At 44.1% G+C, this 21,918-nt stretch carries 15 protein-coding genes and 1 pseudogene; 15 read left to right on the top strand and 1 reads right to left on the bottom strand.

The window, feature by feature from the left end; genetic code table 11:
- The first annotated feature begins 168 nt into the window (after positions 1-168).
- The 15 genes and pseudogenes from MHI32_RS25075 to MHI32_RS25005 all read left to right on the top strand — a co-directional run bounded on the left by MHI32_RS25075 (position 169) and on the right by MHI32_RS25005 (position 20,714).
- Complete coding sequence (locus tag MHI32_RS25075; protein ID WP_139329957.1) at positions 169-1,161, top strand: MetQ/NlpA family ABC transporter substrate-binding protein; 993 nt, start codon at positions 169-171, stop codon at positions 1,159-1,161.
- On the top strand, positions 1,142-1,918 hold the full coding sequence (locus MHI32_RS25070) for an ABC transporter ATP-binding protein (protein ID WP_076129171.1): 777 nt from the start codon (positions 1,142-1,144) through the stop codon (positions 1,916-1,918). Before MHI32_RS25075 ends, MHI32_RS25070 begins: the two co-directional genes overlap by 20 nt.
- A complete protein-coding gene (locus MHI32_RS25065) occupies positions 1,912-2,664 on the top strand; it encodes an ABC transporter permease (RefSeq protein ID WP_076186390.1) in 753 nt (250 codons plus the stop codon). Before MHI32_RS25070 ends, MHI32_RS25065 begins: the two co-directional genes overlap by 7 nt.
- Positions 2,665-3,134: 470 nt before the next feature.
- Positions 3,135-5,708, top strand: coding sequence for an alpha-L-arabinofuranosidase C-terminal domain-containing protein (locus MHI32_RS25060; RefSeq protein WP_340011193.1), 2,574 nt, complete (start codon positions 3,135-3,137; stop codon positions 5,706-5,708).
- Between the two features lie 75 nt (positions 5,709-5,783).
- Complete coding sequence (locus tag MHI32_RS25055; protein WP_340011191.1) at positions 5,784-7,220, top strand: extracellular solute-binding protein; 1,437 nt, start codon at positions 5,784-5,786, stop codon at positions 7,218-7,220.
- Positions 7,221-7,387: 167 nt separating this feature from the next.
- Entirely contained in the window at positions 7,388-10,318 is a 2,931-nt protein-coding gene (locus tag MHI32_RS25050; protein WP_340011189.1) for an extracellular solute-binding protein, read from the top strand.
- Complete coding sequence (locus MHI32_RS25045; protein ID WP_052097291.1) at positions 10,315-11,280, top strand: sugar ABC transporter permease; 966 nt, start codon at positions 10,315-10,317, stop codon at positions 11,278-11,280. The genes MHI32_RS25050 and MHI32_RS25045 overlap by 4 nt, the downstream gene beginning before the upstream one ends.
- 1 nt (position 11,281) lies before the next feature.
- Complete coding sequence (locus MHI32_RS25040; protein ID WP_036679629.1) at positions 11,282-12,142, top strand: carbohydrate ABC transporter permease; 861 nt, start codon at positions 11,282-11,284, stop codon at positions 12,140-12,142.
- An 8-nt stretch (positions 12,143-12,150) separates the two neighbouring features.
- Complete coding sequence (locus MHI32_RS25035; RefSeq protein WP_340011186.1) at positions 12,151-13,644, top strand: hypothetical protein; 1,494 nt, start codon at positions 12,151-12,153, stop codon at positions 13,642-13,644.
- Positions 13,641-14,255, top strand: coding sequence for a YIP1 family protein (locus MHI32_RS25030; RefSeq protein ID WP_076303280.1), 615 nt, complete (start codon positions 13,641-13,643; stop codon positions 14,253-14,255). The genes MHI32_RS25035 and MHI32_RS25030 overlap by 4 nt, the downstream gene beginning before the upstream one ends.
- Positions 14,256-14,273: 18 nt before the next feature.
- Complete coding sequence (locus MHI32_RS25025; RefSeq protein WP_340011184.1) at positions 14,274-16,646, top strand: DUF5696 domain-containing protein; 2,373 nt, start codon at positions 14,274-14,276, stop codon at positions 16,644-16,646.
- Positions 16,647-16,650: 4 nt separating this feature from the next.
- Positions 16,651-17,526 carry a sugar ABC transporter permease gene (locus MHI32_RS25020; RefSeq protein WP_081382489.1) on the top strand — a complete coding sequence of 292 codons (876 nt, stop codon included), beginning with the start codon at positions 16,651-16,653 and terminating at the stop codon, positions 17,524-17,526.
- 3 nt (positions 17,527-17,529) lie between these two features.
- On the top strand, positions 17,530-18,522 hold the full coding sequence (locus MHI32_RS25015) for a carbohydrate ABC transporter permease (RefSeq protein WP_051491074.1): 993 nt from the start codon (positions 17,530-17,532) through the stop codon (positions 18,520-18,522).
- 199 nt (positions 18,523-18,721) lie between these two features.
- The gene (locus tag MHI32_RS25010; RefSeq protein WP_340012763.1) at positions 18,722-19,810 is read left to right on the top strand and encodes a low temperature requirement protein A; all 1,089 of its coding nucleotides are present in this window, start codon (positions 18,722-18,724) and stop codon (positions 19,808-19,810) included.
- A gap of 131 nt (positions 19,811-19,941) precedes the next feature.
- Positions 19,942-20,714: pseudogene (locus tag MHI32_RS25005) on the top strand (Cof-type HAD-IIB family hydrolase).
- A gap of 148 nt (positions 20,715-20,862) precedes the next feature.
- Here the strand turns inward: MHI32_RS25005 and MHI32_RS25000 are convergent.
- Complete coding sequence (locus tag MHI32_RS25000) at positions 20,863-21,858, bottom strand: serine hydrolase (RefSeq protein WP_340011182.1); 996 nt, start codon at positions 21,856-21,858, stop codon at positions 20,863-20,865.
- Between the last annotated feature and the right edge of the window lie 60 nt (positions 21,859-21,918).

The following is a 21,918-nucleotide window of genomic DNA, read 5'->3' as shown; positions in this document are numbered from 1 at the left end:
ATATCTAAATTTATAAATATACAAAATATAAAGATTGGTGGTAAACTTAACATGCCTAAAGCTTTTTTTGTAGAGCTTAAGGATTTTTTTGCATGCACATTTATGAGTGAGCAAAGAATATTACAGAGAATTACACTATAGAAAGAATAATGGAGGCAGGAGAGTTAAATGAAGAATAAAGGTCTAAAGAGAATGTTGTTGTTATCTATGATGGTTGTTGTCATCGCTGCACTTGCAGTGGGTTGTGGTTCGAAAAATAATACAAATACAGAATCGTCAGAGGGAGCTGCTCCAGAGGCTGCAAAAGAAGTTACCTCATTGTCGCTCGGTTTATTACCCTCGATTGATGCTATTCCTTTTATCATCGCACATGAACAAGGTTTCGATAAAAACCACGGTGTGGATCTGGACATCCAGACGTTTAAAAGCGCCAAAGATCGGGATGTAGCTTTTCAAGCAGGCAAGCTGGATGGTCTAAGTGCTGACCTGGTTGCGATCTCCATTTACAATGAGGCTGGACTGGATGTGAAGATCACCAGTACAACTTTTGGGGAATTTGATTTGCTGACTGGAAATGAATCGATCCAGGATGTGAAGGGTTTGAAGGGGAAAACCGTGATTTTGTCCAAAAATACCTCCACACAATATACAGTGGCCATGATGCTGAAACAAGCAGGTCTGACCGAAGCTGATATTACAGTGACAGAGGTTCCACAGATTCCGACCCGTTTAGAATTGCTTAAGAATAATAAGGCGGATGCGGCAATTTTGCCAGAACCTTTTGTAACGATGGGCAAAACCTCAGGCCTGCGTGTACTGAGCTCAACGCTAACTGCGGGAGTAAATCCGTTCGTATTAGCTTTCCCGCAAACTGCAATTGATGCCAAAGCAGAAGCTATCCGCAGTATGTATGCTGCTTATGATGAAGCAGTAGCTTATATGAAATCCCATGAACAATCTGAATATATCGATCTTGTAATCAAAGAAGTAGGATATCCAGAAACATTAAAAGATGAGATCAAGGTACCGGATTATGTACCAGCTTATCAAGTGGATGTGAAGGAAGTAGAGGCTGCATTTGCTTGGGCACGGGAAAAAGGTTTGCTTAGCAAAAATATCTCGGCTGAAGATGTGATTTCTGATGTCCAATTCAAGAAATAAAGGACTCGCCATAAAGGATCTGAAAGTAGAATATAAGAGCGGACAATTAGCCTTAGGTCAGGTGGATTTATCTTTGCCGGAACATGGGATCTACACCATTATCGGACCCTCTGGCAGCGGAAAATCAACCTTATTACGGGCGATTGCGGGCTTGCTGCCTAGCTATCAGGGACAAATTCTTTTTAATGAGAAATCTGTACATGAGAAAGAAACGTTAATCGGGCTGGTGCCGCAGAACTACGGGCTTCTTCCTTGGAAGACTGTACATGATAATATTCAGATAGCGATGAAGATTACGCATACGGCAAGTTCATCCAAGCAAGAACGGGAGACGCAGATTAAGCAGTGGCTTTCGTCGATGGGGATCTCTGATTTAGCAGAACGTTATCCCTTATCCCTCAGTGGAGGCCAGCAGCAAAGAGTAGCGATTGCCAGAGCTTTTGCCATTTTGCCTACTATTCTGTTGCTGGACGAGCCATTCTCTGCACTCGATGCGATAACAAGGGAAACGCTGCAGGTCCTCTTTTTAGAGAACTGGATGGCTAACCCGACGACTACATTATTTGTCACTCATGATGTGGAAGAAGCGATTCTGCTGGGGCAAAAGATTATCGTCATGCCGTCCAACAAAGAAACTACACCTGAAATTATTGATAATCATTTGGTGTTTCATATGAAGCATGAGGATAAGCGGGACAGTGTGGATTTCTTTGAGCAGACTAAGCGGATTAGAAAGGTAATGCAGGAGATATGGTAAACAAACGTCGACTTCATCATCTAGTAAGGCTGCTATTTGTATTTGTCTGTATGAATGTAGTCTGGTATATCGCATTTTTACTTATGAACCATTCGATTTTGCCAAGTCCCTTTGCTGTATATAAGGCGATGTTTCAGTTAGGAGCGCAGGATATTGCTATAAATGTAGGGTATAGCTTGTTCAGAATTTTTGCAGGTGTGGTACTGGCGTTAATTATTGGACTGCTTGTAGGTCTTCTAATGGGACGTTCGTTGACCTGGAACAAACTGCTGGACCCTGTGGTTTACTTGACCTATCCTGTTCCCAAAATTGCCCTGCTTCCAGTAGTGATGCTGTTCTTCGGGCTTGGGGAGACGTCCAAAATCCTAATGATCATGCTGATTCTATTGTTTCAGATCATCATTTCGGTAAGGGATGGGGTTAAGGCTATTCCGGACAATACCTATGATGTCTTAACTAGTATAGGTGCCAGCGCTGTGAAGAAGTTCTGGCATGTGACACTGCCGGGGGCATTGTCAGTAATTCTGAGTACGATTCGTATTTCGCTTGGAACGGCGATATCTGTACTGTTTTTTACGGAGATCTATGGAACAGAGCACGGTATGGGCTTTTTCATCATGGATGCGTGGTTAAGATTAGATTATCCGGAGATGTATGCGGGAATTATGTTGTTCAGCTTGGTCGGTTTTATTCTCTTCTTGCTTGTTGATTTTCTTGATTACAAGTTTATGAAGTGGCGGAACTAAATTTAGTTGGAAATTAAACGATAGCTTTCCTTTGCCTGAGTTTGGGCAAGGGGGAGCTTTTTTTATATGATTTTTTGGGGGCAACACAATTAATTTTAGTTTCATTATTATTTGAATGGAAAAATAAAACAGTAAAATAAATGAAGGAAAAAATGAAAATTAAACTTACTTAGGGCTGTAAACCCCCGTTTATTTTAGAAAAATATAAAGATGGTGAGATGAAAAGAGGGAATTTGTTTTAAAAAAACTAATAAATCTCTTGATTTCTTGCAAATCTATTGGAAATTATATTCATAAAAGTATAAAAAGGTTTAGTTTAATTTATTTACAACCAGATTTTAGTATGGTATTTTATCAATGGAAACGGATTCATTTAGGTTTTGTGAAATGATTTTAAGTTATTACGAATGGAAGGATCTGTTCACTTCATAAAAATGAAAACGCTAATAAAAGGTTGGGGGTAATTATCTTTGAATAAATATGGACGGAAGCTATGGCTTACGGTACTGATTTTCGTGATTGCGATTGGCGGGCTGACGTATTATTGGGCTTCTAAGGGCGAAAACCCAGCAACACTGTCTCAGGAGTCTGCCAAAGAAGCAACGGGTGAAGCGGGAAAGAAAACTCTTCCAACGGCGACAGCAGCTAACACAAGTAGTGGAACCGCATATACGTTGACTGTGGATACGGCGAATCCGGGAGCTAAGATCAGCCCGATGTTGTACGGAGCCTTTTTCGAAGAGATTAATCATGCGGGAGATGGAGGGCTATATGCAGAGCTGATTTCCAATCGTTCCTTTGAGGATAGTTCGGTCACACTGTTCAATTGGTGGATGGATGAAAAAGGAGGGAGTAAAGGGAAGCTTGCTCTGACCAGCACTAAGCTTTTGAACGATGCTCAGACCCAGGCAATGGCTTTAACAGTATCATCAGCTGCCGAGGGTGGTTCGGTATCTGCTGTGAATAATGGTTACTGGGGGATTGCTTTGACGAAGGATGCCAGTTACAAGTTGTCTTTCTATGCGCGGCCAGAGCCAGGGGACAATATGCCACTGCGTATAACGTTAGAGAGCCCAGATGGCAATGAGCTATATGCAGAACAGACCGTTGATAAGTTAAAAGAAGGATGGCATCCATATACATACACACTGACTTCTACAGGTACTGTAGCAAACGCACGAATTGTAATCTCTGCTGCCAATGTAGGGACTGTTTATCTCGATATGGTGTCTTTGTTTCCTGAGACTTGGAACAACAGGGAGAATGGGCTTCGCATCGATTTGGCTGAAAAGGTAGCTGCGATGAAACCCGCATTCGTTCGTTTTCCGGGGGGATGTTTTGTGGAAGGGAAAACGCCAACTGATGCTTATCAATGGAAGAACACCATTGGTCCGATTGAAACGCGTCCCGGTCATAAGGGATATTGGGATTACCGCTCCTCAGATGGGCTGGGCTTTCACGAATATCTGCAATGGGCCGAAGATCTGAAAGCGGAACCATTATATGTAGCTTATATCGGGATTTCACATAACGGAGATCCTATAGCCAAGCAGAATACCGTTCCAGTCAGTGAAATTCAGCCATGGATACAAGATGCGCTGGACGCCATTGAATATGCAAACGGACCGGTTACTAGCAAATGGGGGGCACAAAGAGCCGCCAATGGTCATCCGGAGCCTTTTAATATGAAATATTTAGAGATTGGTAACGAAAACAATTTCCAGATGAGTGAATATATTAAGCGTTATGGCTTGTTTTATAAAGCAATTAAAGAGAAGTATCCAGAGATTCATCTCATTGCCAATGCGGCAGTTGAAGGTGAGCCTATCGAGATGGTTGATGAGCATTACTATGAAACCTCTGAATGGTTCCTCAGCAACTCGAAAAGATACGATACTTATGACCGGAGTGGTCCTGAGATTTATGTTGGTGAGTATGCGGTGACCAAGGGTGCGGGAGAAGGCAATCTGAACGCTGCAATCGGCGAGGCCGCTTTTATGATGGGCATGGAACGGAATTCTGATATCGTAAAAATGTCCTCCTATGCTCCATTGTTTGTGAATACGAAGGATCGTACTTGGAACCCGGACGCTATTGTGTTTGATTCATCGACTAGCTACGGAACACCTTCTTATCATGTGCAGCAGATGTTCGGAAGCAATAAGGGAGATGTAGTTCTTCCAACCTCACTTGTGGCTCTAGGTCAAGAAGAAACCTCCGGTAAGCAATCCATTCAAGGTGGAATTGGTTTGGGGACTTGGGCCACCCAGGTAGAGTACAGCGATGTACGAGTAGCGAAAGGTGATGACGTTCTTTTTGAAGATCATTTCAAGAAGGATTCCGGAGCCTGGACTCTAAACAATGGGGACTGGGAACAATCCAAGGGTACTTTTAAGCAGACTTCTAATGATATTGATATTCGTGCAGTTGCCGGTGAGACTTCATGGAGTGATTATACACTTTCTCTTAAGGCGAAAAAGACTGGCGGAGCAGAAGGCATGCTCATTATGTTCGGCTCTAAAGATGAAGGTAACTTCTATTGGTGGAATCTTGGCGGCTGGGGAAATACGCAGAGCGCGATTGAAAAATCAGTAGGTGGAACAAGAGCAGTCATCGGAAGAACGGTTCCTGTAAGGATTGAGACTGGGAAATTGTACGATATCCGCATTGAATTATCAGGTGCTAATATCCGGCTCTATCTCGACGATGAGCTTATACAAGAGGTGAACGATGAAAGTCCAGCAGGGCCGCTGTTCCAAACTGCGAGCCGTGATCTTGCCACAGGTGAGTTGATCGTTAAAGTCGTTAATGCGGGTGACACTGCTCAGCGCACGGATGTTTCTTTTGCCGGACTTGCCACATCAAGTCTGGAAGGAACAGCTACCGTACTTCAGTCGGACGATTTAAATGCTGAGAATAGCTTCGCTGAACCTGACAAGGTGGCACCTGTAACTCAAAAGGTAAGTGTAGACAAAGGTAGTCTGGAGTTTGAATTCCCGAAATATTCCGTGACCGTGTTAAGACTAAAGGAAGGGGGGAAATAGCCGGTCACGGAGGGAGGTTCACTCCTTCACTATAAACAAGCATTTATTTGTTCAATTTAAGAGGGAGGTTAGGTTATGATTTCGCAAAGAAAAACGAGCAGTTTAGTCGTATGTATGGTAATGGTTTTTGTGCTTATTCTGTCAGCCTGTAGCAGCGCTGGAAGCTCAACGACGAATCAAAATGCAGCTAACAACGGTAAAACGAACACTGAAAAAACTAATAATGCTAGTGAGCCAACCAATGCAACAGCTACTGAGGGCACGGAAGCAGCAGATCCTGCCAACGACCTGCCAAGCAAAGATATTCAAGGTGAGGTTACCGTTTGGGCCTTTAATGAAAAAGTGTTCGAGGAAGTCGGCGCTGCATTTATGGCTGAATATCCTGGAATCAAGCTGAAGACGGTAGTTATGCCCTTTGGCGACCTGCATGACAAGCTGCAAACGACAATCGCCGCAGGTAGTGGAGCGCCGGATGTAGCTGAAGTAGAAATGTACCAGTTGAACCGTTATATGGCGGGCAATGTGCTGGAGAATCTTTTGGAAGAGCCTTATAACGCTGGAAAATATAAAGATCTGGTTGCTCCATATAACTGGGAACGTTGGATGACACCAGACAGCTCACAGCTGCTTGGTATGCCTTGGGATATGACACCGGGGGTTTATTACTACCGTGCAGACATTTTTGAAGAGCTTGGATTGCCAAGTGATCCTGCTGAGCTTGGTGAATACATGCAAGATGAAGAGAATCTCTTGAACCTGGCTCAAATTTTGAAAGCTAACGGTAAATATTTCATGGAGTGGAGCGATGGCCCGATCGTATGGGCAGGAGATGAAGTCGGCTACTTTGATAAGGATATGAACTGGACACGTAATACGGACAAAATGGTGAAAGTTCTTGATATTACAAAACGTGGACAACAGTTGGGCTGGGCACCTCATATCGGTTATGGCTCAGACGAAGGTAAACAGCTAGTTCTGAAAGGTGATTTAGTTGGTGTCGTATCGGGTTCATTTGGAGCGCGCGGACTTCAGGAAACATTCCCTGAGCTTGCCGGAAAATGGAAGGTAACCCGTTTGCCAATAGGAATTAACGTGGGAATGGGCGGCTCAAGCTTTGTTATTCCTTCGCAAAGCAAAAATAAAGAAGCGGCATGGACTTACATTCAGTGGAGCATGAGAAGTGAAAATGCTTGGAAAATTTGGACAAAACATTCCATTCAGCCGGGTTACAAGGATATTTCCAGTCTTGATTGGTACGCAAACACTAAAAATGAATATCTGGGTGGGCAAGAGGAATTTAAACTATATGAGCAATTAAGCAACGATATTCCAGTCAAACACCTTACACCAGTAGATAACAAGGGCTGGGAAATCTTTATAGCGGCGATCGGTGATGCACTGGCTAAGAACACAGATTCCAAGACGGCTATTCAAAAAATTGGTGATGATGTCTTGAAGCAAGCTTCCAAAGAAATTGCTGCCTTTAAAAAGGCAATGGGAATGCAGCCGTAAGGAAATCTAATAACAGGAGGGGCAGCCTGCAATTGCCAGAGCTGCCCTGCTTGTATTCACTTAAGTCCGAGAGGCCCGTAAAGATGGGAGGAGACCGATGCGTGTTACGCATACTGCGAAAATATAAGATTAGTTTGTTGTTACTGGTACTTTTAGGAGTCTCCCTAGTGTGGTGGAATCAATCACGAGGGTTTGATAATTCAGCGATGGAGGGCATCCCCGTTTATGCGGATGTTGATGAAAGCTCTATTTTAGAAAGCGATAGTGTGAATTCAAAACTCGAAGCCTCTTACTTAAGCTATTACGAGGAAAAACAGCAGGATGGAGCAAAGGACTCATCGGATTTTACGCTTGCTATTCCTTCGGCGGATTATACGGCCATTAGTGCTGAAGGTACAGAGGTAATGACGGATCTTGGTGGAAAACCCGGCAAGGTACTAGCGCTTAAAGCAGAGGATAGCTGGGTGGAATATACATTTACGGTTCCGGCAGATGGGTTATATCAGATGGGGATGGAGTATTATGCCCTTCCTGGTAAACGATCCTCGATCATTCGAAGCGTAAAGATTGATGGGGAGTATTTATTCTCTCAAGTAAAAAAAATGGAATTCCAGCGGATGTGGAAGGAAAGTGCAGAGCCATGGCTGGACAATCAAGGGAATGAATTTAATCCCAAGCGGGAAGAGGTAACAGGCTGGCAATATCGGGAGTTTCGAGATGCCGAGGCCAGAACTGCGGATCCCTTTCGCTTTTATCTGACCAAAGGGGAGCATACGGTGAAGCTGGAAGCCATCCGGGAACCGGCTGCACTTAGTGAACTGAGAATATTTTCTCCAGAACCGCTCCCGACTTATGCGGAAGTGAAGCAGGAGTATGAGAATAAGGGTTACAAGCCTGTTCAGAATCAAGTGATCAAAATTCAGGCAGAAGAATCCTCCCTTCGTTCAGATCCAACGCTGAAGCGGATCGAGGACCGGGAGCCACTCACCGAACCTTTTAACAAAGATGCTATTGTGCTTAATAGTTTTGGGGGTGTCGGGTGGCGTACGGGTGGACAATGGGCGGAATGGGATTTCGAGATTCCTGAGTCAGGGCTCTACAATATCGCAATTCGTTACGGCCAGTGGTTCCTAAACGGGATACCGGTGGAACGCCGGATTATGATTGATGGCGAGGTACCGTTCCAAGAGCTGAATGCCTTGAAATTCCCTTACAAAGCGGAATGGCAAGTAAACAAGCTGGGAAATGAGGACGGAGAATACTTCTTTTATCTCGAACAAGGCAAGCATACGTTGCGGATGGAAGTTCAAGTATCGGGTGTAGGCGGAATGATTGAAGCTGTGCTGAACACTACACATAAAATGTCTCTTTTGGGACGTGAAATCACGCAGGTAACGGGAACGAACCCTGATCCAAACGGGGATTGGCAGCTGGAGCAGAACATTCCTAATCTTGTGCCACGTTTACATTTGATGGCGCGGACGTTGGATGATGCTGTGCAGGATATGTATGCTTTTGGCGTTGCGGATGGAAGCTCTGAGCTGAGTACGCTTTATGAAGCACGTGATCGGTTCCTGGAAATGGCGAAGGATACCTCAAGTATTCCAGGTCGTCTTCAGCAATTTACGGATCTGCAGTCATCGCTTGGCTTATGGGTCAACGGATTAATGAAGCAGAGTATTGTAATGGACTATATTGAAGTGAAGTCGGAAGATCAGCCATGGCCTAAAGACGCGGCTCCTTGGTATACCCGTGTAGGGACGATGACGTATGACTTCTTTAGTTCTTTTACAAAGGATTACAGCGGCATAGGGAATACGTACAAAAATGAAAAGGTGCTGGATGTCTGGATCTCTCGTGGACGTGATTGGGCGGAGATCATTAAGCAAATGGTGGATGAGGACTTTACACCAAACACGGGCATCAAGGTGAACGTCAATATTATTCCTACGCTTGCAGCGGATCAGAAGCAGATTCTGTTATTAGCCAATACTGCCGGACTTGCTCCCGATGTGGCACTGGGGGTTGAGGGTGAAGTGCCGATTGACTTCGCGGTGCGGAATTCACTCGTGAATCTGAATGAATTCTCAGATTATCAAGAGGTTGCTGAACGTTTCAGAGCGGGTGCACTGATTCCTTATAAGTATGATAACGGAGACTTCGCATTGCCGGAGAATCAGAACTTCACGATGCTCTTTTACCGGAAAGATATTATGGCACAGCTGGGCATTAGCGAGAAGGATATTCCGAATACGTGGCAAGAGGTTATGGAACTGATTCCTGTGCTGCAACAAAACGGGATGGACTTCTATTATCCACATGCCCCGAACAATCCGAGTCTAGCCATTAATGAGTTTGCGCCGTTCTTATTCCAGTATGGCGGGGATTTCTATAAGAATAATGGGATGTTGTCTGATCTGGATTCACCAGAAGCACTGACAGCTATGAAAATGTGGACGGGACTCTTTACGAACTACAAGCTGCAGAAACAAGCGGATTTCTATAACCGTTTCCGTTCTGGAGAGATGCCAATCGGCGTTGCTGATTATTCCACATACATTCTGTTATCTACTGCCGCACCTGAATTGACAGGCTGGTGGGGCATGAAACCAATGCCGGGTATTGAACAAGCAGATGGACAGATTAACCGTTCTACAGGCGGGCTTGCACAGACAGGAATTATTTTTAAGGATACGGATATGAAAGAAGAGTCTTGGGAGTTCCTGAAATGGTGGACCAGTGCGGATGCACAGGAGAACTTCGGCTCAGAGCTTGAGTCTTTGCTGGGTGTTGAAGCTCGTTGGAATACAGCCAATGTTGAAGCACTCAAACGTCTGCCGTGGCAGCAAGATGATATCGACGCCATTATGGAACAGTGGGAGTGGTTTAAAGAGCGCGAAGTGGTGCTTGGAGGATATTACACGACCCGGCATATCGCCAACATCTGGAATGAAATTGTGCTCAACGGTAAATTCCCGCGGGAGGCGATGGAGCAAGGTGTGCGTGAAATCAATAAAGAGCTCAGTAAGAAACGCGAAGAGTTCGGAATTGAAACTTCCCAGACTTCAAGCGCCAAAGAGGAAGGAGGTCAGAAATGAGTAGTGAAATAATTACACCGGCACAGAACGAAGCCGTACAGATGCAGCCGACGAAAACTCCCGGGAAATGGACTCAGCTTTGGTTAGATATCAAGAAAAATAAAGTTTCCTATTATTTCTTGGCCCCTTTCCTGATTTTGTTCACCGTTTTTACTATTGTTCCTATTATCATGTCCGTCGTTCTAAGCTTCAGCTATTACAACATTATTGAGACACCGAGATTCATTGGCTTCTCTAACTATAAGCTGTTGTTTGTAGACGACGATATCTTTCTTAAAGCTGTTGGGATTACGCTAAAATTTGCCATTATTACAGGTCCGATAGGTTATATTATGGCCTTCTTGCTGGCCTGGCTGATTAGCCAGATTCCGCAGAAGTTCCGCTTTTTCTATACCCTATGCTACTATGTGCCATCGATTACAAGTGCAGTAGCAATGTCCGTGGTTTGGTTGTATTTGTTCGCCGGCGACCGCAAGGGGTTGCTCAATCACTGGCTCATTCAGCTGGGGATTATCAATGAACCTTATTTATTTCTACAAAATGTAGATTCGATCGTACCGGTGATCATCATAGTTTCCTTATGGATGAGTATGGGGGTAGGTTTCCTTGCTTTTCTGGCCGGACTTCAAAATGTACCGACAGATTTATATGAAGCTGGCTCAATTGATGGGGTCAAGTACCGCTGGCAGGAGCTATGGTACATTACGATTCCATGCGTCAAACCGCAGCTATTATTCGGTGCGGTGATGCAGGTGGTCGGTTCGCTTACCGTATTTGACGTCAGTATGCGGCTTGTTGGATTTCCGAGTCCCCTTTATGCAGGCCATACGATTATGGCGCATCTGTTCGACTACGCATTTATCCGCTTTGAGATGGGATATGCGTCAGCGATTGCTGTATTACTGTTCGCTTTGATGCTTGGGCTCAACCGTCTCATCTTCAAAGTGCTGGGGAGGGATTAGGATGCACAAAATAAATTTACGGCGTATTGACTATGGCGGCATCTTTTTATATCTGTTCTTAACGGTGTTTGGCCTAATTATGCTGCTGCCACTTGTCTATATGGCAGTGACTGCTTTAAAACCAACAAGCGAACTATTCCTGTTCCCACCGCGGTTTTTCGTAGTGAATCCGACGTTGGTGAACTTTCGTGATTTGCTGTTAATTACCGGAACTTCGGCGGTGCCGTTCTCACGGTTTATTTTCAATAGCGTGGTCGTTACATCGGGGATTGTGGTCGGAGGTGTCTTAATTTCAGCAATGGCGGCTTATCCGCTTGCCAAGCACAATATGCCATTTAAAAGCGCTATCTTTAGTATGATTGTGGCGGCGCTGATGTTTTCACCCTTAGTACTGCAAATACCGCAATATCTGCTGATTAGCCGCAGCGGATTAATGAATTCGTATTTTGCAATGATCTTACCTTATCTGGCTGCACCGATGGGAATGTTTCTTATGACTCAGTTCCTGCGGCAGCTTCCAGACGCTTTATTAGAGGCGGCCCGCATAGACGGGGCTTCAGAATGGAAGGTATTCTGGGTGGTTGTGATGCCAATGCTTAAGCCGGCGATTTCGACTTTTGCTTTATTTAGCTTCATTTCTGCTTGGAATGATCCGTATCCTTCAATGGTCTATACGACTGTTCAGGAAATGAAGACATTGCCGCTTGCCATCCAAACCATCAGTGGTGGAGCCGGAGTCGTTGCTAGGGTAGGCACTTTGGCAGCAGCAAGCTTCTTGATGATTCTCCCGACTATTCTTGTCTTTATATTAACGCAGCGGATGGTGCTTCAGACAATGGCCCATTCGGGGCTGAAGGAATAGGGGGAGTCATGATGATAGGACGTAATATGAAAAAAATGCTGCTAACAGGGCTACTGGTGACGCTGACACTGCCAGTGCTGCTGCTTCCAGGGCAGGCGCTAGCTGGCGAAGCCCCGTATGAGGGGTATACGTGGAATCAGTCCGGCAATGAGGTCCGCTCGATTAATGGTTATCTCTACGATTCTTCTATCGATCCAACAGGAACAGATACGGGGTCCTTCAAAAATCCGGAATCTCTCTTTATTAGTGATGACGATTCACTCTATGTAGTAGACACGGGCAATAGCCGGATTGTTCATATGGATAAGGACGGTCGTCTGCTAAATCTGATCGGTGATACGGAAGGCAGCGGCAAGCTGCAGGAGCCGAAGGGTGTATTCGTGAAAGAGGATGGAACGGTATATGTAGCAGATACAAAAAACGCGCGTATTGCTATTTTTGATAAAAATGGCAAGTTCGTAAAAGAGTTTCTAAAACCGGATAGCCCATTACTGGGTGCTAAATTCTCTTATTCTCCTTCTAAATTAGTTGTAGATAAGCGTGATTATATGTATGTGGTGAGCGATGGTAACACGCAGGGGTTGCTGCAAATTGACTCGGGCGGTAAGTTCAAGGGGTTCTATGGAGCGAACCATGTAGGCTTCTCCTGGACACGACTCTTAATTAAGCTGGTGGCCACCAAAGAGCAGCAGAACCAGCTGGCGACCGTTAAACCTTCTGAGTTCTCCAACGTGGATCTGGATGAAGAAGGATTTATCTACAGCACAACCCTGGGCGAAGAGTATAACCAGATCAAACGGTTATCTCCGGTAGGCGTAGATACGCTGAACATTGGTAAACGCTGGTACGGCGATTATTACTCCGAGGGTCCATTCAGTATGGCTTCCTTTATGGGGATCAGTATTGATAAGAACGGATTTATAACCGCGCTGGATTTGCAGTCCAGTAAAGTCTTCCAATATGACAAGCTGGGGAATTTGTTATTCAGCTTCGGCGGGATCGGGGATCAGAATGGACTCTTCGTGACTCCTTCCGCCGTAGATCAAACCGCTGATGGTCTCATCTATGTAGTGGATAAAGGACGGGGCAGAATCGATCGCTTCCGGACCACGCCGTTTGCGGATTTGGTTCATCAGGCATCTTTGCTATATGTAGATGGCAGCTATGACGAAGCGCAATCCTTATGGCAAGAGGTGCTGCGATTAAACGCCAATTATGATATGGCTTATCAGGCTATCGGCAAAGCGCTTTATAAAGCAGAGCAATATAAGGAATCTATGAGCTATTTCAAGCTTTCAAATTCCAAAGCTGACTATTCATCCGCTTTCCGCGAATATCGTAAATTGTATATCCGGGAGCACTTTACTTATTTCTTCGCCGGCGGAATTGGACTGTTCTTAGTACTGTTCTGGAGTGCGCCGAGATTATACCGGAGATTCCATACCTGGCTGTATAGAGGAAACAAGGCAGTATTGGACCCGGCAAAGGGGGAGATTGGATGAACACTTTGCGAATGATTCATCAGGTTGTAGTTCATCCTTATCAGTTCTATAACGATATTCAGGGAAAGCAGCGTATCCGCTGGATACAGGGGATTGCCATCGTTCTACTGACCTTTGTGGCACGAATGATCTCGATTCTAATTACAGGGTATGCTTTTCAAACTAGAGAGCCGCATGAAATCTCTATGTTTCATGAGTTTATTTGGCTTATCGTTCCTTGGTTGACCTGGTGTATCTCGAACTGGGGTGTCAGTACGATTATGGATGGTGAGGGGAAATTTAAAGAGATTTTTGTGGGTAGTGCCTTTGCGCTTGTTCCATACATGCTCTTTATCATCCCAGTCACACTGCTAACGTTGATCCTTTCGCTGGATGAGGCTTCAACCTTCAATCTGCTGCACAAGTTTGTGATTCTTTGGGTGGCTTGGTTGATTTTAATGAAGGTGAAGATCCTGCATGATTTTGAGATTCGAAAGGTTATTTTTATCACCATAATCAGTGTAATAGGGATCGCCATTATCTGGTTTGTAGGCATTTTGCTGTTTGGTATTTCCAATCAATTTGTTTCATTTATTGTCGATCTGCTCAAAGAGTTGAGATTGCGCGCGTAAGGAGGGAAAGGTAACACGATGAGAAAAAAAGTTAAAGTGCGGGCCATTCTCTGTATTGTTGTGATGATGCTGTTCGCAGTGATAAATATTCAACCCGAACACAGTTCCGCCGATCCGTCTACCGCTGCGCAGTCTGTTCAGACTGAAGAAAGCAAAGAGGTTGGGCAAGAGCAAACATCGGTGGTGACTGAACCAGCTGAAGGGCAGGCCACTGCTGTGCAAGAAAAGGAGACCACGGCTCCGGCAGAAGAGCAGGCTCCAGCCGCTGTAGCAGCACCTGTACAGAAGGTTGAGCTACAGCCGGTCACGCCTGGAACAAAAGCATTGGAGAACGAACGCTATATTTTATATGTAGATGAGAAATCGGGAAATCTTCGCATCACAGACAAAATCACAAACAAGGAGTGGCTTGGATCTCCACAGCTGGAGCGAACAGCCATGCCAAATATTAAGAAATATACGACCGCGCCAATTTATGCCAGATACACACAGGGGGCTGACATTACACAGGTCTACCCACTTAAAGATGAAGACTCCACGGTTACCGTAACGATTGAGCAAGATGTCGTCCGCGCGGAGTTTGCTTTTATTAGCCTGAAGCTTTCTTTTGCTCTGGAGTACAGACTGACTGCTAATGGATTTGAGGCTTCCATTCCACAGGAGTATTTGAAGGAAGAGGGGAATGCGAAATTCACGAGTCTGGAGGTGCTGCCATTTTTTCATGCGGCTAGAGAAGATGCAGAGGGGGCAATGATGCTTCCAGATGGTTCAGGGGCATTGCTGGAGTTTCGGAAAGATCATCCCGCTTATTTGAAAGGTTATTCTGAATACATTTACGGCGGGGACGAAACCTTCGTGAAACAAAATCATGAAATTACGGATAACTCTTGGCAAAAGGCGGCACCTCTTAAAAAAGCTATCGCCTTGCCAGTGTTTGGGATCTATCAGGGAGACACAGGATATTTAGCAATTGTTACTAAGGGAGATACCGACGCTAAAATCAACGGTGTTCCATCAGGCATTCGCGCTATTTCGCTTTATAGAGCATCAAGTGAATTTACCCTGCGCAAGGATGATGTTATTTTTGTCGGCAATTCCGGCCAAATTCCTTATTATCAGGGTGAGATGATCAAAACCGATCGTAACGTACGTTATGTTCTGCTCCAAGGCGAGGAAGCCAACTACGTTGGGATGGCGAAGGAATACCGTAATTACTTAATGGAAGAGAAAAAGGTCAAGAAAGTAGTTCTTGAGAACACGCCATTGTATCTTCAAGTGCTCGGTGGGATTTCACGTGATGAAGTCATCGGTTCAACTTTTATAGAAGCAGCTACGTTTAAACAAATCAAGGACATGATTGATCAATATCAGGCAGAGGGTGTTACTCAGCTAGAGATTACGATCGAGGGATGGTCCAAAAATGGTTTATACGGAAACCAGCCAGAACAATTCCCTGTTGAGAAGAAGCTGGGAGGCAATAAGGGACTAAAAGAGCTTCAGGAATATGCCGCAGGCAAGGGCGTAAATCTTTATTTGAAAGCTAACTACGTGAAACCTTACCAAGATAGCAACGGCGTGAAGGCAAGCAGAGATGCTGTCCGCGGTATTAATCGTGAAGTCTTGAAGCAGTACGTCTATTATCTCTCTACCCGGTGGAATACGGATGACTATTTTTATTTAATGAAACCTAGTGTTATCGCAAAACGCAGTAATGCTGAGTTAAGCAAGTTTCAGGATCTGGGTGTGAAGGGTGTGCAGTTTGAACACTTTGGAAGCTTGCTATACTCCGATGAGGATAATAAATCCAATACGGACCGCCAGCTTACAGAAGATACTTATGTTAATGCATTGGATAACTTCCGTAAGGGTGAGCTTAACACGGCAGTAGATTATGGTTTTGCTTATACATTAGGACATGTGAACCGGATTGATCAGGTGCCGCTCGACTCCAGTCAATTTGTCTATACAGATCGGGCGATTCCTTTTTATCAACTAGTGTTACACGGCTTAGTGCCTTATACAGCAAGCCCGGTTAATCTGTACGATGATTCCCGTAACCAAACCTTACGGGCGCTGGAATATGGAGCCCTTCCAAGTTATGAATTAACCTATGCTCCGACTAGCGATCTTCAGAGAACCATGGCAGACCGGCTGTTCAGCTCTAGTCTTGAGAACTGGCTGGCACCTTCTGTGCAGAATTATCTCGCATTGAAAGAGGTCTATGACAGCATTAGCAACCAGCAAATGACGAATCATGAGCAGCTGCAAAGTAAGGTCTTTCGGACGACTTATGCAAACGGTGTGAGCATTATAGTCAACTATAATGAGCAGTCTGTTGACGTGTCTGGTCAGACCGTCGAGGCATTCAGCTATGCGGTAACAGGAGGATGATGAAGTGAAAAAATCAAAGCTATCGATGCGAGCGCGTTATTTCGTTGAAGGATATTCCTTCATCGGCCTGTGGCTGGTCGGATTTCTGGTGTTTATGGCTGTTCCGCTGGGCCGTTCCTTGTATTATTCCTTTCAGGATCTCCAAGTGAGCAAAGGCGGTTTACTGGCCACTTTTGTTGGGATGGAGCATTATCGCGCCGCTTTTACTACAGATGTTAATTTCTTGCCTCTGCTGAAATCGACGATGGTGTCGACGGTGACTCAGGTTCCGTTAATTCTTATCTTTTCGCTCTTTTGTGCGATTCTGCTAAATCGCGGACTCGTAGGAAAAACCTTTTTTCGTGGCGTGTTCTTTTTGCCGGTCATCATTGCTTCAGGGGCGATTCTGGGCAAATTGATGGATCAGGGTGCCGCAAATTTACCGATTTTTTATAACCAGGATTTATATGATAAGCTCCATAACTTTATCCCCGGCGACATTTTGAAGTCGTTGCTGAAATATGCAGAATCTTTAACGCTGGTGATGTGGGATTCTGGCGTGCAAATTCTGATTTTTCTAGCGGGGTTACAGACGATTTCTGTTTCACTGTATGAAGCGGCCAAATGTGATGGAGCAACCGCGTGGGAGAGCTTTTGGAAAATCACCTTCCCGATGATTATGCCGATGATGCTCGTAAACACATTGTTTAGTATCGTCAGCTCATTCACGAAGGCAGATAATCAAATCATGAGTCATATTTTGAATGTCGTCTTTAAGAATAATGATTTTGGATATGGCTCAGCGATGGGCTGGATTTATTTTGTGTTTATTTTCTTGGTTCTGGGTTTGGTCTTCCTGTTATTCAGCAAGTCGCTCGGTGCCACCGAAGGGAGGAAGTAGAAGATGTTGAAGGAATCCGTAAAGCAGGTTCGGACAACGAACATGGAACATCTGACAACTCGTCTAAAAGCAAGCGGTAAGCTGGACAGGGTCGTGAAACGTTCGCTTCAGGTGCTGAATATCGCTTTTTATTACTTGGTTATTCTCAGCTTAACGTTCGTATTCCTATATCCCTTGTTATACATGGTATCCAAATCCATGATGCAAGTAACAGACGTGGCCGATGCCACAGTGCAATGGCTTCCGAAAAAGATTAGTTTTGGCAACTATTTTCTGGCATGGGATTCGCTTAAATTCTGGGCCGGGTTCGCAAATAGTGCGATTATTTCCTTCGGGAGTGCGGTTCTGCAAATCTTAAGCTGTTCCTTAATCGGTTATGGTTTTGCCAGATACCGTTTTCCAGGCTACGCAGTGTGTTTCGTTCTGCTACTGTTTACTTTTCTAGTTCCACCGCAGACGATTGTTGTGCCACTGTATTTGTTCTTTAGTGACTTGGGGTGGATTAATACACATTTGCCGTTTGTGGTTCCTTCTATGTTTGGGCACGGGTTGAAGGGGGCATTATTCGTACTGATCTTTATTCAGTTCTACCGCGGCATGCCTAAAGTGTTGGAGGAAGCAGCACGTATCGACGGTGCAGGCGCATTCAGAACGTACTGGAAAATCATGTTTCCTATCGCCAAGCCGGCAATGCTGATCGTATTCTTGTTCTCTGTGGTATGGCACTGGAATGACAGCTTTGAACCGAATACGTATTTAACAACACCGGATTTCTATAATCTGTCGCAGCGATTAGCGATGTTTTATGGTTCCAATAATCAGGCAGCGGAGACGATGTCGCAAATGACTTCGGGTTCTATTGGGATGGCCCCAACTGGACTGAATCAGGTTATGGCGGCGTGTATTCTAACCATTCTGCCAATTCTGATTCTGTATTTGTTCGTACAGCGTCATTTTGTAGAAAGTGTGGAACGCTCCGGTATTGCCGGGGAATAACTTTATTTACTAAAAACCAGCAAGCTCCCTGTGTGGAGGCTTGCTGGTTTTATTTTTAGGTAAAGGGTCTTCAAATTAGTATATCAATTCGGTTAAGATGGATAAGTATTCGATAAACTGTATTAGAAATACACATCCAAACCAAGGGAGTCAGACGATGAATAAACGCACATCGGGATTTGAGCACAGTACAGTATCCATTGCTGAGAAGAAAGTTACTTGGCTGGAGCTATTTTATGATCTGCTTTTTGTAGCAGCAGTTTCAAAAGCGAGCCATGTCCTATTGCATGTAGAGGCGGGTACAATTCCACTTGAATACTTATCCAAATTTATCTTAATATTTATTCCGATCTGGTGGGCTTGGGTAGGGCAATCGCTTTTTGTGAATCGGTTTGGGCAAGATATCTTTTCACATCGGATATTCTTGATTCTACAATTATTTTTTGTATTAATAATGACGGCGAGCCTATCGGTTAACTTTGATCAATATTATATGCCATTCTTAATAGGTTATGTTGGTTTAAGAGCTATGACAGCCATTCAATATCTTACGATAAATAAGAATGAAGCGGCTGATAGAAAGGGCACTGCCCGGTATTTGGGAAGCAGATTTTGGATTGGATTAGTGATCTCTTCTTTATCACTTTTCTTTGACTCTTGGATGCGTTATGTAGTTTTGTATGCGGGAATTACTGTAGACATTCTGCTTCCATTAGTAGGTCGGAAATACTTGATAAAAAGTCCGATCAATACTCATCATTTATTGGAACGCTTTTCGTTGTTTACGCTTATTCTGCTTGGGGAATCAGTGGTCAGTATCCTTGCGGTTTTACAGTCTAGCCACTGGACATGGCAATCTATTGTATTTGCATTATTAACTTTTCTATTAATTATAGCTATGTGGTGGCAATATTTTGATAATGTTGAAAAGAAAGTGGATAAGACTATAGAGACTGCCGGGCAAACCATAATTTACGGGCATTTATTTATTTATGTATCCTTGAGTATGATTGCAGCTTCGATCCAACTGTTATTTTTAGATCAATTAAATTATATATTTATGGTGTGTTTTGTTTTTGGATCGGTCCTGCTCTACTTCTGCTCTACCTCACTGGTCTTCCATAAATATAGACGTATACAGCAACGGTTAGGGATATTCCATTTGACGTTATTATTAGGTTTACTTGGTGTTTTTTTCGCAGTAGATTTGTTGTTCCTTATACCTAATTACCTGATCATTGGTGAAATGATGTTATTTTTTGTGGTATATGCAAAATTAACGACGTAAGCTTGTTGTGCTGAAGCTGAATAAGAAAACAAGAAGGAAGCCGATCCGTGTGATCGGCTTCCTTCTTGTTTTAGATCCCATGAAATATAATCTATCTAGTTACGATCGAACGGGGAGGCTTATTTCATAATATGTATAAGATTGTATTTTTTGATGTGGACGGTACTCTAGTGAAATTGATAGAAGCATCCCACTTAGCACGCTAGAAGCAATTGAGAAGTTGATAGAGAGAGGAATTAAAGTCGTAGTTGCAACAGGGAGACCGCATAACTTATGTGAAGAGTTCAAGTCTATGGGCATTGATACCTTTATTTCTGCTAACGGTGCGCTTATCAAATGTAAGGATAACGTTATCTATAAATCAACGCTTTCAACAGAAACCGTGCGGGAACTCTTGGCTTTTGCTGAGTTGAACGGACATGGCATGTCCTATTTCACCGAACTTTTAATCATGAACGGAATGGGTTCCGAGGATGAGCGCGTTATGAAGGCATTAAAGGAGACTTTGAGTCTTACACAATATCCCGAAAAAATGAGCGCTCTGCCAGAGGAGGTTTACTGTATATGCTTGTATGCGGACGAAAATGAAGCGCAAAAATTCCAAGATAGATTTCCTGAATTATGGTTCGAACGTTTTCACGGATACGTTATGAATGTGCTTGAAGAAACAAAAGTTTCTAAATCAACAGCGATTAAACAAGTGCTGGATTATCTGAACATTTGCAAGTCAGAGGCTATCGCGTTTGGTGACGGTGGGAATGATATCGACATGTTGGAGTATGTGGGATTGGGCATTGCGATGGGAAACGGTGCGGAACAGTTAAAACAAAAAGCCGATTTTGTTACAAAAAAAGCAAGTGAAGGCGGGATAGCCTACGCATTAAAGAAATTTGGTGTCATTTAAGCTTGCAGCAAACGAGTTGAAGAAAAATTAATAGCGATCATTTGTACAAAACTAACAGCGACAGCCCAAGACTTTATCAGTCTATGGCTGCGGCTGCTTTATGGATTGTGTGGTATCCACACATAGAACTGCATGTGATTCCTGGTTCTTACTGCCCTAGAAGAGCCGGCACAATAAATCGGCCGAAAACATTTGCAGGAGAGCCTTTTTTGTACTTATCCGCGGTGATAACGGCAACCAGCTCGTAAGCAGGAACTACAATGATATGCTGCCCTTTAAAGCCGAGTGCAAAATAATAAGGGATCTCGTTCGGCTGTTGCTCTGAACCTGCATTGAATTGGGATACCCACCAATGCCAGCCGTAGAATCCTTTTTGCGGATGATTGGCTTCAACGTAAGGGAGAGTAGATTGCTGAATTGTATCTGGAAAAAGGATCTGCTGATCCTTCCAGCGTCCCTCTTGCAAATAAAGTAAGCCGAATTTCAGCATATCCTCCGGCTTCAGATGAAGTCCGAACCCACCGGTATGTATGCCTTGCGGATCGCTCTCCCAGTGATAGCTTTGAATGCCAAGTGGTTGAAACAGCTGGTCTTCGGCAAATTCTGCAACCGCCTGTCCAGCACAATCACGCAGGATTGCGGACAAGAGCTGAGAGGAGCCTGAGTTATAAGTCATCACGGTTCCTGGTGTATGAGCTAATGGCTGTGCAAGCACAAATTTTATCCAGTCTGCGGTTTTAGTCATGGCCGGAAAAGAATTCTGCCCACCAAACTCTGTCCAGTTAAAGCCTCCGGTCATCGTTAATAAGTGTTCGATAGTGATCTCTCTTTTACGTGGGTCACGATCTTCTTTTAATGAAGGAAAAAATAAAGAAATAGGTGTGTCTGGAGGTGGAATCATTTGTTTATCTATGGCTATGCAAACTAAGGCGGAGAGTACGCTTTTGGTGCACGAGTTGATTTTGCCAAGCTCTTCAGCGATTTGTGGATCGCGGTAATGCTCCAGTATGGGTTCTCCATGTTGAATGATCAAACAACTGCGAATGTCTAGGTTAGTAATACCGTCAATAAGCGGCTGAAGGTTCCAGTCAGTAATGTCGGTGACCCCCTTTCTAGATGAATTATAGCTGCCACTGTTTACCATTATAGCTCACATCACAAAAATGTCGTAATTTCCTGTCGTTAAATAATTATGGAAAATACA

Origin of the sequence: Paenibacillus sp. FSL H7-0690 (assembly GCF_037980415.1) — a bacterium.
Classification (GTDB): domain Bacteria; phylum Bacillota; class Bacilli; order Paenibacillales; family Paenibacillaceae; genus Paenibacillus_AQ; species Paenibacillus_AQ odorifer.
The sequence above is the reverse complement of the archived record's forward strand: the minus strand, read 5'-3'. Positions and strand labels throughout refer to the sequence as shown.